Origin of the sequence: Microcoleus sp. Pol11C2 (genome assembly GCF_036701505.1) — a bacterium.
GTDB lineage: Bacteria > Cyanobacteriota > Cyanobacteriia > Cyanobacteriales > Microcoleaceae > Microcoleus.
Genome location: NZ_JAUBQX010000088.1, coordinates 1 through 14,858 on the forward strand (window position 1 = coordinate 1; position 14,858 = coordinate 14,858).

General features: G+C 45.6%; 5 protein-coding genes and 2 pseudogenes. 3 read left to right on the forward strand and 4 right to left on the reverse strand.

Annotation, left to right across the window (positions count from 1 at the left end):
- The 3 genes and pseudogenes from QUA42_RS26670 to QUA42_RS26680 all read left to right on the forward strand — a co-directional run.
- Window positions 1-132: pseudogene (locus QUA42_RS26670) on the forward strand (photosystem II D2 protein (photosystem q(a) protein)); the annotation flags it as partial.
- A 156-nt stretch (window positions 133-288) separates the two neighbouring features.
- The gene (gene psbC, locus QUA42_RS26675; protein ID WP_333048188.1) at window positions 289-1,668 is read left to right on the forward strand and encodes a photosystem II reaction center protein CP43; all 1,380 of its coding nucleotides are present in this window, start codon (window positions 289-291) and stop codon (window positions 1,666-1,668) included.
- 568 nt (window positions 1,669-2,236) lie between these two features.
- The gene (locus QUA42_RS26680) at window positions 2,237-6,094 is read left to right on the forward strand and encodes a GAF domain-containing protein (RefSeq protein WP_333141573.1); all 3,858 of its coding nucleotides are present in this window, start codon (window positions 2,237-2,239) and stop codon (window positions 6,092-6,094) included.
- A gap of 312 nt (window positions 6,095-6,406) precedes the next feature.
- Here QUA42_RS26680 and QUA42_RS26685 read toward each other — a convergent pair whose 3' ends face one another.
- The 4 genes and pseudogenes from QUA42_RS26685 to QUA42_RS26700 form a co-directional block, all read right to left on the reverse strand.
- Window positions 6,407-12,439 carry a response regulator gene (locus QUA42_RS26685; RefSeq protein WP_445301379.1) on the reverse strand — a complete coding sequence of 2,011 codons (6,033 nt, stop codon included), beginning with the start codon at window positions 12,437-12,439 and terminating at the stop codon, window positions 6,407-6,409.
- 132 nt (window positions 12,440-12,571) lie between these two features.
- Window positions 12,572-12,976 carry a hemerythrin family protein gene (locus tag QUA42_RS26690; RefSeq protein WP_333141577.1) on the reverse strand — a complete coding sequence of 135 codons (405 nt, stop codon included), beginning with the start codon at window positions 12,974-12,976 and terminating at the stop codon, window positions 12,572-12,574.
- 18 nt (window positions 12,977-12,994) lie between these two features.
- On the reverse strand, window positions 12,995-14,008 hold the full coding sequence (locus QUA42_RS26695; RefSeq protein WP_333141579.1) for a PleD family two-component system response regulator: 1,014 nt from the start codon (window positions 14,006-14,008) through the stop codon (window positions 12,995-12,997).
- Window positions 14,009-14,524: 516 nt separating this feature from the next.
- A pseudogene (locus tag QUA42_RS26700) lies at window positions 14,525-14,704 on the reverse strand (IS701 family transposase); the annotation flags it as partial.
- Window positions 14,705-14,858: the final 154 nt, after the last annotated feature.

The following is a 14,858-nucleotide window of genomic DNA, read 5'->3' on the forward strand; positions in this document are numbered from 1 at the left end:
GAGTTTGAAACGTTCTACACTAAGAACATTCTGCTTAACGAAGGCATTCGTGCTTGGATGGCTCCTACGGACCAACCTCACGAAAACTTCATCTTCCCTGAAGAAGTTCTGCCTCGCGGTAACGCACTTTAAAAAAATCAGGATTTGGATTTCAGATTAATTTAGTTTTTTTAAATTAATCTGAAATCCAAATCCCTATTCCCCGGCGCAGGCGCGGTGATGCCGTACCCTACTAGGGAACAAAAAAACCCAAAATCCAAAATCTAAAATCGTTGGAGGTTCTACCGGGTGGTAACGCTCTCTAATTCCTACGCAAGCGGTCGCGACCAAGAATCCTCCGGGTTCGCTTGGTGGTCTGGCAACGCTCGTTTGATCAATCTCTCCGGCAAACTGCTGGGCGCCCACGTCGCTCACTCTGGCTTGATCGTGTTCTGGGCCGGTGCAATGACTTTGTTTGAAGTCGCTCACTTTATCCCAGAAAAGCCCATGTACGAACAGGGCTTAATCTTGATGCCCCACATCGCTACTTTGGGTTGGGGCGTCGGCCCCGGCGGTGAAGTTACGGATATCTTCCCGTTCTTCGTAGTCGGCGTTCTTCACTTGATTTCATCTGCTGTTCTCGGTTTGGGCGGCATTTATCACGCCGTTCGCGGCCCAGAAGTTCTCGAAGAATACTCTTCGTTCTTCGGCTACGACTGGAAAGACAAGAACCAGATGACCAATATCATCGGCTACCACCTGATTCTATTGGGATGCGGCGCTCTGCTGCTGGTAGCTAAGGCCATGTTCTTCGGCGGTGTCTATGACACTTGGGCTCCGGGCGGCGGCGACGTGCGTATTATCACGAACCCCACTCTGAACCCGGCTGTGATTTTTGGCTACTTGGTTCGCTCTCCTTTTGGTGGCGAAGGCTGGATTGTCAGCGTCAACAACATGGAAGACATCATCGGCGGTCACATCTGGCTTGGCCTGATTTGTATCGCTGGCGGTGTTTGGCACATTTTGACCAAGCCTTTCGGCTGGGCTCGCCGCGCCTTAATCTGGTCTGGCGAAGCTTACCTGTCTTACAGCTTGGGCGCTTTGTCCCTGATGGGATTCATCGCTTGCTGCTTTGTCTGGTTCAACAACACTGCTTACCCCAGCGAATTCTACGGCCCGACGGGCCCGGAAGCTTCTCAAGCGCAAGCTTTGACCTTCCTGATCCGCGACCAACGCTTGGGTGCTAACGTCGGTTCTGCACAAGGCCCCACCGGTCTGGGTAAATACCTGATGCGCTCTCCTACTGGCGAAATCATTTTCGGCGGTGAAACGATGCGTTTCTGGGATTTCCAAGGCCCTTGGTTGGAACCCTTGCGCGGTACTAACGGTTTGGACTTGAACAAAATCAAGAATGACATTCAGCCTTGGCAAGCTCGCCGCGCGGCTGAGTACATGACTCACGCTCCTTTGGGTTCTTTGAACTCTGTGGGCGGTGTGGCGACTGAAGTTAACTCGTTTAACTTCACTTCTCCTCGTTCTTGGCTGTCCTGTTTCCACTTTGTGATGGGTTTCTTCTTCTTGGTCGGCCACTTGTGGCACGCTGGTCGCGCTCGCGCGGCTGTCGCTGGCTTTGAGAAGGGTATCGATCGCGAAAATGAAGCGGTACTTTCTATGCCAGACTTAGACTAATCGATCGAATTTATTTCTGATTTGACTGTCTAGTTGAAAAAGGCTCCTGCTTAACAGCAGGAGCTTTTTTTTGAGCAAATAATATCTGAAAAAGCTGCGGATTGTCGATCGACTGTTCTCCGAACCCGCTAGCAGCAGATACAATCCTAGAGGTAGAAACCCGGTTTCTGAGTTAAGCTGTTGAATTCAATCCTGTTTCTTTCCGTCAGCTCATTCCTCAGCGAGCTTTTGCATCTATGACTGAGATATTTCGGTGCGACCTTCATCGGTGGCGGTGAATGACTCTACAAGTCTTGAAACTTGACAATTTTAATCCGTTGAGGTATATGCCTTGCAAGGCAGGCTCGACAAAGTTTATATTTAAAGTACAAAAGTTTTAATCCCACACAATGGAAAGTTGCACTCAAAACTTGCAATTTTAAGGCAGATTGCTACAGGTGCAAAACTAATCGACGATCGCCATCAGGATATTTATATTTTATTAAATGGCTGTGCTTGCCGAATTTTTTAACAGGCACAAAACTTTTGGGCCGCTTACTATTATTGCTAGGAAAGCAAAAGATTAATAATGGACTCATTAAAGATCGAAAATGTCAAGGTGAGGTTCGATCGAGCAAATTTGCTCGAACGCATCGCCAACCGCATTCGCCGCTCTCTAGAACTACCCGAAATTCTGAGCGCAACAGCAGCGGAAGTTCAATCCTTCTTGGGAACAGACCGAGTAAAAATCTACAAATTTCATAGCGACGGTAGCGGTGAAGTGATTGCCGAATCAATTAACGGCAACCGCTTGCCATCCCTATTGGGTCTGCATTTTCCAGCAGACGATATTCCCCCTCACGCCCGCGAACTGTTCGCGCAAGTACAGGTGCGATCAATCGTCGATATAGATTCCGGGCAGCTAGGCCAAAGTCCCCGCCGCGAGGCAGTTTCCGGCCAACTGCTGCCCGACGAAATGCGCTTTCGTGCGGTTGACCCCTGCCACGCTGAATACTTGACTGCACTGGGCGTCAAGGCTTGCTTGGTAGTACCAATTTTTCACGGCGAAGAATTCTGGGGGTTGTTGGTATCTCACCACTCCGAGTCCCGGAGTGTGGGAGAAAACGAACTCCAAGGCGTTCAGATGGTGGCAGATCAGCTCGGCGTCGCCATAGCCCAATCAACCCTCCTCGCCCAAGCGAGGGCGAAAGCTCAACGGGAAGCTGCCGTCAACCGCGTCGCCGCAGCCCTTAACTCCCAGCCGGCGATTGAACTCCAAACAGCTTTGGTAGAATCGGTAGCAGCACTAGACGCCGCCGGCGGCAGGCTGTGCATTTTTGCCACGCCATTCATTTCCGACAGCAGCAAGGTTACGAATCTAGTTCCCTATTCAGATAACTCCACTGGCGAACTAACAGTCTATACTTGCGGCTCAGGGCCGAAGATGGGAATTTCCGCAAAATACCCGCAGGTAGAGCAATACAGCGTCTGGCACGAATATTTTAAATCCGGCGAGCAACAGGTTTGGGCAATTCCTGACTTGTACCAAATTAGCAGTTTGAGAAGCCTGCAACCTGCATTTCGATCGACCAAAATTCGCAGCATTTTAATCGTACCGCTCAGAACCCGCCAGCACATATTCGGTTACTTGACCATTTTTAGAGAAGAATTTGACACCGAAACTCTCTGGGCTAGACAGTTTGATAGCGACGAGCGGCTCGCCCAATCTCGGATATCTTTTGAAGCGTGGAAAGAGTCAAAAACTGCCCAAATTCGCGAATGGAAGGCTGAAGAAATTGAATTGGTCCAAATTTTTGGCACGCACTTTTCTAAGGCTATTAACCACTACCAACTAGATCAACAAATAGATGAACTTAACACAAACTTAGAAAATCAAGTTCAAAAGCGCACCGCTCAACTACAGCAGTTGACCCAACAGCAACGAGTGCTGTTTGAGGTGGTGGCAAAAATGCGGAAATCCCTCGACTTGAACAAAATTTTTAGCACAATGTCCCAGGAAGTGCGGCGGGCTTTAAATGCCGATAGAGTTGCGGTTTACCGCTTCGATTCCGCATCAGAATTTAACGACGGCGAATTCGTTTCCGAAGATGTTTTGCCAGATTTTGTGTCAGCAATGGCAGTCAAAGTGCACGATCGCTGCTTTGGAGAAAACTACGCCAATCTCTACTCTCAGGGGCGAGTTCACGCCATGTCCGACATCAGAGAGGCCGGACTGCAAGATTGCTTTCACAAAGTCTTGGAGCAATTTCAGGTCAAAGCTACTTTAGTTGCACCGATTATGAAAGGCAACCACCTTTGGGGGTTGCTGTGCGTACACCAATGTTCGGCTCCTCGCAACTGGGAATCTTCTGAAATTAAATTTGCTACCCAAATTTCCGCTCAGCTAAGCATCGCTTTAGAACAAGCAGATTTGCTAGCTCAAACTCAGCAGCAAGCAGTTGAGTTGCACCGGGCAGCAGAGCAGGAGCGAATACTGTTTGAGGTAGTTGCAAAGATTCGACAATCTCTCGATTTAGATACAGTTTTTCGTACTACAACTACAGAATTGCGCCGGATCTTAAAGGCAGATAGAGTTGGCATTTATCGCTTTGATGCTAGTTTAAACTTTAATGAAGGCAAATTTATTATCGAAGATGTTTTGCCTGGTTTTTCTTCGGCAAGGGATGTAAAAGTTCGCGATCATTTCTTTAGCGAAAACTATGCCAAAAAATATAGTCAGGGACAGATTCAAGTGCTATCAGATGTCGAAAATGCTGGACTCTCAGACTGCCATGCTGCTCTTTTAGCTCAATTTCAAATTAGAGCTCAGGTGATTATGCCGCTGATGAATGGCAGCGAACTTTGGGGTTTGTTGTGCGTGCACCAGTGCAGCGGTTTGCGCCATTGGAACACTTCGGAAATTCAGTTTGCTAGGCAAGTTGGAATTCAGTTGAGTGTAGGATTAGAACAAGCAGATTTGTTGGCTAAAACGCAGCAGCAATCAGTTGATTTGCAGTGGGCAGCCGAGCAACAGCGAATACTGTTTGAAGTGGTGGCTAAGATTCGACAATCTCTCGATATCAACGCGATTTTTAAGACTGCAACGCAAGAAGTTTGTCAGTTTATGCAAGTTGATAGAATTGCTGTTTATCAATTTAATCCTGATTGGAGTGGCTCTTATGTGGCCGAGTTTGTGAAAGATGGCTTGATAAAATTGGTAGGGGAAGGTATTAGTACAGTTTGGCAAGATACTTATTTGCAGGAAAACCGAGGTGGCAGATATGCCAATAATGAAACTCTAGCCGTAGACGATATCTATCAAGTTGGCCACTCGGAGTGTGTTGTCGGTATTTTAGAGAAATTTCAGGTGAAGGCTTATGCGATCGCGCCGATTTTTGTAGGACAAGGACTTTGGGGTTTGCTGACAGCGTATCAACATTCTGAACCCCGCTGTTGGGAAAGTTCAGAAGTTAACTTTTTAGCTCAGATTGCTAATCAATTAGGCGTTGCTATCCAACAAGCCGATTTGCTGGCTCAAACCAGACGCCAAGCAGAACAAATCGCTCAAAGTTTAAAGGATTTGCAGCACACTCAAGCTCAATTGATTCAAACTGAAAAAATGTCGGGTTTGGGGCAACTGGTAGCCGGGATTGCTCACGAAATCAACAATCCGGTTAATTTTATTTACGGCAATCTCAATCACGCTAGTGAATATACTGCAAGTTTACTGAGTTTGCTTGAACTTTACCAGCAGCAATATCCCGCTTATAATCCTGAAATAGACAAATTGAGTGAAGATATTGACTTGGAATTTCTGCTAGAAGATTTGCCAAAATTGCTATTGTCAATGAAGGTGGGAGCCGATCGCATCCGTCAAATAGTTCTGTCTTTAAGGAATTTCTCTCGTCTTGACGAAAGTCAAATGAAGGCGGTTGATATTCACGAGGGCATTGACAGCACGCTGTTAATTTTACAGCACAGGCTGAAATCTAATGCGGACAGTCCAAACATTGTGCTAGTGAAAGAATACGGCATTTTGCCTCGAGTTGAGTGTTATGCTGGACAGTTGAATCAGGTATTTATGAATGTTATTGGAAATGCGATCGATGCTTTGGAATCGCACAAGTTGCTCGCTGGTCAATCTGTAATTCCTCAAATTAAAATATCTACTGCTGTCGGTCAACTTAATGGTACTATTCCTAGCGCGGTGATTCGGATTTCTGATAACGGTACGGGAATTACGGAATCTATGAGACAACGCATATTTGACCCTTTTTTCACGACTAAGCCAGTGGGGAAAGGTACTGGATTGGGACTGTCAATTAGTTACCAAATTGTGGTAGAGAAACACGGAGGGGTTTTAAAATGCAATTCGGAATTGGGGAAAGGTACTGAGTTTGTGATCGAGATTCCGCTTCGACGGCAGCCAGCAGTCATTAGTCATTAATCATTATTGTAAAATCCAGTCAACAGTCAACACTCACCCAGGCTGCAGCCGAAATTGATATAATTCATCTGTGTTAATCTATGTTTATCTGCCCTTATCGGCGGTAAAAAAAAGAGAATTTCTCGAACTGCAGATGACAAGGGATTGACGCTGATTCACGCAGAGGTCGAGAAGAAATATATGAAGAATTTCGATGCTAACAGATTTAGAATCAGGCTTGCTCGTGGGTATGCGATCGCATAGCCACCTTGCGGCATCGCGGGTGACAGTTGCCTAAGTCCTGATGCAAAAAGATGCCTATTTAATTGACTTTCATAGATTAGTTTCGCTCTTTTGTAGCTCTTGTTGGAGAGTATTCTTGACACGATCGTACTCACCCTCGATTTGAGCCAAAAGCCTTGAGGCTTGCTCTAGTTCACCAGAGGTACTGATGACTTCTAACCTGCTACAAAGCTGGGCGAGAGGAGCCGCGCTTAGATTCGCACTACTGCCTTTGAGGGTATGAGCCACTCGCTTTAGGGTTTGAGTATCCGCTTGGGCGATCGCTAATTTCATAGCTTGTAGCAACTTTAGAGATTCCTCAAAGTAGCAGTTCGCCAGCAAGCTCAAAATCTGGGTTGAATCTTGATCGATGCTGCTACAGAAGGCCTGCAGTTCAGTGAGGTTAACCGCTGGCATATCAATTTCTAGCTTGTGGCTATCTGATTCCTCCTTTTGGGCCTGCTGCGGTTCCGGGTTGGGTGGACACTGACTCAGCGCTTGGATGAGAGCATCTACTCGAATTGGTTTACTGATATAGTCATTCATGCCAGCATCAAGACAAACCTGGCGATCGCCCTGCATGGCATTTGCCGTCATTGCAATAATCCAAGGACGAGTATGAGCCGGCCACTCCTGGCAAATACGACGGCTGGCTTCTAGTCCATCCATCTCTGGCATTTGTACATCCATCAGCACTACATCATAAGGCTGGCGATTCAGGGCTTCCAAAACTTCCAATCCATTGGCAGCAACATCGGCCCGGTATCCCAAACGCTCTAACAGCAGCAGTGCCACCTTCTGATTCACCAGATGATCCTCTGCTAACAGAATTCGCAGTGGAAGTCTCTGAGCAAGTTTAATATCATCATCAACAGAGCTAGGGGGGCGCTGTTGAACTTTCGTCGGTTGGGCTTGTAGCACCTGGGTCAGGACTTCATAAAGTTGGGATTGTTTGATGGGTTTGCTTAAACAAGCCGCAAAGTGGGTGGAGAGTTCTGAAGAACTCACTTCTGGTTTGCCCATTGAAGTCAGCATCACCAGGGGTAAACGGTGGCACTTAGGATGCTGGTGGATGGCTGAGGCGAGTGTGAAGCCGTCCATTTGTGGCATTTGCATATCTAAAATAGCGACATCAAACGTTTCTCCATTCTCAAGCCAGTTGAGCGCTTCCACCGCCGATTGGGCAGCGCGAATCTGCATCCCCCAAGTCTCAGCTTGCAACGTCAGAATTTGTCGGTTAGTGACCAGATCATCCACGATTAATAAATGCTTGCCAGATAGTTCTGGTAGCATTTCAATCGGTTCGGCTAACTCAGTAGCAACAGAGGATGCCACAATCGTGAAGTAGAAGGTCGAACCCATTGTGACTCGATGAGGCTTAGCGGCTTGCCATTTGGGTGAAGGGGTTCCTCCGACGTGGCCGGAACTCTCAACCCACATCATGCCGTTCATCGTTTCAGTAAGTCGCTTACTAATCGCCAGACCTAAACCAGTCCCTCCATACTGCCGAGTCGTCGAAGCATCTACTTGACTAAAAGACTTGAACAGTCGATCGAGCCGGTTGGCTGGAATACCAATGCCTGTGTCTTGAATAGCAAACTGGATTTCATACAAGCTTTCTGACAAGTTCCCTGGCTCAGAAATTGTTTTGTCAGAATCAACTAGAGAGGCTTCCACGGAAATGGTAACTTCCCCAGCTTCAGTAAACTTAATCGCATTGTTGAGCAAGTTAACTAGAATCTGACGGAGACGGGTGACATCACCCAAAATCAACTTAGGAGTCTGAGGCTGGATGAGGTAGCCCAACTCAATATCCTTCTCATCTGCTTTAACTGCAAGTTGGTCGATCGCATTTTCTATGCAATCTCTCAAGCTCAAAGGATGCTTTTCTAACTCCAGCTTGCCCGACTCAATTTTGGAGAAGTCAAGGATGTCGTTGATGATACTCAGAAGGGTATCCCCACTATTACGAATCGTCTCGATAAAGTCTCGCTGTTGAGCCTTGAGTTCTGTATCGAGCAGTAGTCCCGTCATACCAATAACCGCATTCATGGGAGTGCGAATTTCATGGCTCATCATCGCCAGAAACTCACTTTTGGCTCGACTCGCTGCTTCTGCTTCCCGTCTAGTTTGCTCCAAAGCAAAGTTTTTCAGAGTTAATTCTTCTCGTTGTCGAGTTTCTTGCTCTAGTAATTTGGCTTGAGCGAGGGCAATTCCTACTTGAGCGGCCACTGATTCTAGCAACTCCACTTGATCGGCGGTCCACTGACGGTAACGATCGCACTGGTGCAAACAAATGGCACCATTCGGTTCTCCTTGGTAAGAGGTTCGCACTGCTAATGTCGATCTCAAATTGAGACTGGTACAAATTGAATGAGCACAGGTGAGAAATGAATCGCAGTAGACATCCGGGGAGGCGATAGCTTTATCTTGAGCCATCAACTGTTGTGTATAAGCATGACTCGCGGCCAGAAGGTCATGCTCCCCGCTGGGTGCATATCCCACTGCTAGATACTCTGCAACGACAGGAAACTGAGGCTGTGGATTGTCCAGGTATGTGCGAATTAAGCAACGACTGGCCCCAAAAGCTTGCCCAATCTGAACAGCGGCCGTTTCAAATATCTGCTGAGCATTGAGGCTTTGACGAATTTCTTGGGTAATTTGCTTCAGCAGTAGGGCTTTTTCCAATTGTCGTTGTAGTGCTTCTTCTGCCTGCTTGCGATCGGTAATATCCTTCATGAAGCAGTGATGCCCGACCAACACATTTTGCTCGTCATAAGCAGAGACCATCACCACTTGTTGATAGAAGCTAGAGCCATTTTTTCGCATTCCCCTAGCTTCCGCTTCGACTCTGCCGTCCCTCAACATTTGCTGATAAGCAGCCACCATCTTCTCAACATCTTCAGGATGAACGGTTCTTTGCCATTCCATCCCTAGCATTTCCTCATGCCCATATCCACAGATGGCAGCATAAGTCATATTGACAGACATATAGCGTCCTTGAGAGTCCAGCCGAGAAATGCCTGCCACAGCATTTTTTAGGGCCGCACTCATTTGTTGCAGTTCCGCTTCGGCTCGTTTGCGATCGCTAATTTCAATCAGAATGGAACCCACTGCTACAGGCTGCTCTGCATCCTTGAAAATGGGGAAATGAGAAGTTAGCCAGTAGCGCTGGGCACCAGTTTGACTGGATACTTCTGTGCTAATTTCCAAGTTGATGGAAGGTTTTCCTGTCGTTAAAACCTGTTGTAACAGTGCATTTACACCAGGAGCAAATTCTCCCAAAATCTCATCGGTTGTCTTACCTAAGTGAGCCTCGACAGAGTGGCCATTAATTTCAGCTAGTGCCTCATTGATTTGTAAAAATCGAAACTGCCGATCGTGGATACACAGCCCCACCCCTGCTAGGGAAGCTCCGTTAAAGAAAGCATTTAATAATTGCTCTCTGGCTTGAATTTCCTGCTCCAACTTTTTGCGCTCGGTAGTATCGCTGTGAGAACCAGTCATACGGACAACTTTGCCCGCTTCATCCAAAAGCGCTTGCCCTCGAGCTAAAATCCATTTGTAGCTCCCATCCTTGCAAAGCAATCGATGTTCTGTAATATAAAAGGGAGTTTTGCGCTCAAAGTGATCTTGAATTACTTGCATCACCCAATCGAGATCATTGGGATGCACCCGCTTGCTCCATTCATCCAGGTGATTAGGGATTTCATGGTCTTCGTAACCCAACATCTCTTTCCACCGAGCGGAGAAGAATACTTCATTGGTGTTGACGTGCCAATCCCATACCCCATCATTACTACCACGTAGGGCGAGTTCCCACCGCTCTTCACTCGCTTGCAGAGCGACTTCTGCCTGATGCCGTTCAATTTCACTACCAATCCATTGAGCCATCAGTTTCAGTAATTCTAGATGGGCAGATTTAAAGCTGTCTGCACGGGGAGATTTACTAGAAAAGCTGAGGGTACTGTAGACTTTGCCTGCAACTAACACTCGTGTTCCGATATAAGCTTCTATGCCAAGGGCAAGATAGGCAGGATGGTAACGCCATTTTGAGGTGCCTATATGTTCGATGGTTAGGGGTTCATTTGTGTCTAAAGCTTCACAGCACAAAGTTTGCTTAATATCAAAGACATCACCTGGTTTCAGGAGTCGATCGGGCGATCGTGCAACCATCACCTCATAAGTATTATCTTGCACACGAGCCAAGATGCCACTTTCAAGCCCAAAATTCTGACATCCCATGTCAATCAACGCTTGGATACGCTGCTCAAAATTGAGATTTTGGGTAGCAGTGACTTCATATAAAGCTCGTATCACCGCCTCTCTTCTTCTTAGTTCAGCTTCGGCTTGTTTACGTCTCTTAATTTCAGCTTTCAGAGAGCGATTGATTTTGGATAATCTTTGCGTTCGTTCTTGAACCCGCTGTTCTAATGTAGCGTTGGCCTGTTTAATCTCCCTAAACTTTTGATTTAGCGCGATCGCCATCACTTGAAAATTGCTAGCAAGCTCATTGATTTCAGTAACAGAACTATGTTTCCATTCAAATGTTTTTTCTGAAAGCTTGTTGGGTAAGTCAGTAGTGGCAAGAGCTAAAAAGGATAACGGCTTGACCAGTCGTTCGCTAACCACTGTTGCAGACAAAAATGCCAACATTGTGATGACGAGAAGAATAATCAGATCTATCCTGTAGCGGTTTTGTAAATTTTCTACATAGGGAGCTGCTGGAATTTCTAAGCGTAATCTCCAGTCCAGATCGGAGCTAATAGTAAATTCCTGTATATATAGAGAGTTTTTCCAACGGATCATCGGATAGTTGCCCTTGCTAGGAACCCATTGTTGCAAGGTTCCCTCTAAGGTGCGAGTGCTGCCCTCTTTTGACTTCTCAACAGTGTTCAAAAGGTTTGGACCGGATTGATTACTGGCAATCTGTCGGTTGTTTTGATCGAACAATGTAATGCGTACTTGCTGATTTTTTTGCTGAAAAATGTATAGAGCTTGGATCTTGCTTAATGCTAATGAAGCGTGGATCAGGCCAAGGAAATTACCTTGAACTTGCAGGGGAACATTCAATCCTACATGAGGTTCGTCAATTAATAAATCGTTGTGGATAGGAGCCATCCAAGGCCTCAACCGCTCTTGAGCCAGGGTAATTAGAGATTTATGTTCGGTGCTTTGTTCAATCAACCGCCGATGGGTTTGATTTAAATGAGAAGAAGCCGCTAAAACTGTTCCCGATGAATCGGCCACATAAATGTTGTCGAAATCTGTAAACCACTGCTCAATCAGGCTAATGTCTTGTTGCAGTTTATCGGATGATTGAATCGCTTGATTAGCAGCAGTGGCGGCTTCAGGAATGAGCGATTTTTCCGCTAATGTATTCAACGCTAAGAGATGTCGCTGATTCCATCTAGATAGAGCGGTAGTGAGATTTCTCCCGTTTGTTTGTAACTCAGTTTGCACAGTCGTCTGAATTTGAGCGACTAAGTATCTACCATCAATAACTAATAGGAGCAGTCCGGGAAAAAAGACAAAAGCAACCAACAGATGAAAAATAGTTTGTTTTAATGAGAAGACATGGAAATGCTTTGAATGCCTAACCCACCTATGACTCGGCGCATAAGAAATGATTAAGCTGGCAACTAAGGCATTAAAAATGCCGTTGACTGCTTGTTTGCACATAACTAGCAAGACTTGATCCGCCTCCATGTGCAGCATTTGACCGTAGAAAAGCCAAACGAGAGGCATTCCAATTAAGAACCAGTACATCCCATCAAATAAAAGGAGGTTCGGATGTTTGCGCTGGCAAAGAAACCCTACAAACAGTGCCTCAATTACCAAAACGATGGTGGCGTATGGATGATTCCAAAGCACATAAGTATAGCTGCCTGCTATTAGACTGGCAAAACCTCCCCAACCCCAGCCGAAGTAGTAAGTAATAATCAGTATTGCAATACTGCCAAAGAGGAAATCAACCCCAAAGAAAAGAGACAAATTGAAATAGTTGCCCAGAAAACCCGCTCCAGTGAGAAGGGCGATCGCACCTAACCATCTTTTATTACGCACTGAGCTAGCCCTTCCCATAAATTTTTATAATCGCTAGTTGCTTAATATGACCTGATTCCGATAAAAAAAGCGCCAGAGAGCCTATCTGTTATTTACCTGACAGTTTCCATGAAGATCGCACCACCGATTATTTAGGCTTTCAGACTAAAATCAAGACTTACTTATGTATGACTTGAGTTCTCGCTCAACTTTTTTAATATGGTTCACGAACCAATCGAGCAATTGTTCATTAACCTTAATCGCTAACGAAAGGCTCGAGCCTGTGGTTTGTAGCTCTTGTTTAACTTCACTCAGTGTTTTAATAAATTTGGTATGCGCCGCTGCATTGTTAGATGAAACTGGGCAGTTGTATCTTTGCATACAAGTTTCTTCAAAACCGAAGTGTTGTGCTACATACAAGTCTAAAAAATCTACAATATCTTTTATTTTTTCCTTTCCACGGTTTGCGAACAGGGCATCCACTAAGGTATTGAGTGGATCAATCAATTGTTTATGCTGGCGGTCAATTTCCGGAATACCAATACTTAAGGAATCATTCTCAATGACGAGAGGCATAGTTTTTACCCTTATGATTTAACGGGTAAATTCATTAACTTTATGAAGGTTGGTACAAAAAGTATTACGGCCTTTGTCTTTGGCTTGATAAAGTGCTGCATCGGCAGCAGTAATTAAAGTTTCTGGCAAGCTCTCTTGGGTAGGAATCACACTGGTAATACCGAAGCTGAGCGTAATGCAATTATGCGGAGAACTCTTATGGACTATTGCTAAAGCTTGGATACGAGCCTGCATTTGCTTAACTATTTGGACGGCTCCCTCAAGCTCGGTGTCGGATAAAATCACTACAAATTCTTCACCTCCATAACGTGCTACTAAATCTCCAGCTCGATTAATACTGCAATTGAGAGCTGCCGCAACTTGCTTTAAACATAGATCCCCTGCTTGGTGTCCATAAGTATCGTTGTAAGGCTTGAACAAATCGATATCACACAAAATCAGTGACAAAGGAGTTTGCTGCCTCGTCATGCGTCGCCACTCCTCCTCTAGCTGTTGGTCAAACTGACGGCGATTGGCAATCTGAGTCAAGCCGTCAATTGACGCGAGGTATTTTAATTGCCGATTGGCGGCTTCTAGCTGTTTGTAAAGTAGGGTTTGTTGCTGTTGCAAGTGGAATTGCTGAATCAACCGTCGCACTCTCTGTCGCAGAACAGCCCAGTGAATCGGCTTAGTGATATAGTCAGCCGCTCCCGCTGCAAACGCTCGATCGACAGATTCTTTGTCTTCTAAGCTAGTAATCATCAAAATAGGTGGGCGATCGCTCTCAGGCACTTCAGATAATTTTTGACAACAAGCAAAACCATCCATAGTAGGCATCACTGCATCTAGCAGGATCAGGTCTGGATTTAGTTCCTCATAAGCTGCTAGCCCTGTCAACCCATCATTAGCTTCGGCCACTCGGTATTTTTCCTTCTGTAAATACAGTCGAAGTTGCAAACGCATCAAGGCATCGTCATCCACAATGAGAATTAGAGAGGACGGTTCCGTAGATGGGTTAGTCGAAATGGCTGACTCTTCTAATGATTGATACATACGTCATTGTGTATCTCCAGCTTGGGAAACATTCTAGCCTAGCATATTTTGAGCTTGGGATGGAAAGTTAAAATGGGGCAAATATGTTATAAATTATACACCAGATCAGCTTCCGCAACAACATCCTAGACAGCGTCGGGTTGGTTAAACCAACAGCCACAGTCTACTTAAAATTTATCGCTTTTTTTCGGAGATATAAAGTCGGGTAACTTGCGCTAATTTTTGTAAATATGTAATTATTCTTGGGGGCATTAAACTGTTTTTACAACGTCAAGCGAGCTTTGACGAACGATCGCCTGTTATACCGCGATCGCCCGTGGGATAATATGCTATATTTCTCAACTTAATTCAGGCTTTTTCAGGTGCATCAAATTCCTGCGTTGTCCCACGAGCGATCGTCCGCTCTATTTTTGGGGAATACATCTGATGGTCACACAATCGCGTATAGCTTCGCCCTTAGTTGAGCGTTGGTTCGCACTAGGAAGCTCTGACTGCAAAAAGGCGTAAGCTTTGTTAAGAAATATCTACAGGGTTCTGCGCGAGCTGGGATAGGTTTTTTCTCTCGCTTTCTCCCAATAATCCCCCCAGATAGTGTCTAAACTCGTTTCTTTGGGCTGGAGTGGGGAACACATCGTCACAGAATTGGCATCATCTTTCAAAGCATGGGGGCATGGCTATCGAAACTGTTTCTCTCATCAGATTCCATCAGGAAAGAGACTAACCTAAAAAGTTTACTCTATATATCTTAGCTCTATTTCTAGCTCAATTTTTGGCGTAATTGCTCAACCCCCTTGACAAGAGAACGAGATAAACATTAGATAAAGGAATGAAAAAACTCCCTGACCTAAAA

Coding starts and splice junctions, on each gene's coding strand:
- QUA42_RS26680 (WP_333141573.1), top strand. CDS start 2,237: ATGGACTCATTAAAGATCGAAAATGTCAAGGTGAGGTTCGATCGAGCA.
- QUA42_RS26685 (WP_445301379.1), bottom strand. CDS start 12,439: ATGGGAAGGGCTAGCTCAGTGCGTAATAAAAGATGGTTAGGTGCGATC.
- QUA42_RS26690 (WP_333141577.1), bottom strand. CDS start 12,976: ATGCCTCTCGTCATTGAGAATGATTCCTTAAGTATTGGTATTCCGGAA.
- QUA42_RS26695 (WP_333141579.1), bottom strand. CDS start 14,008: ATGTATCAATCATTAGAAGAGTCAGCCATTTCGACTAACCCATCTACG.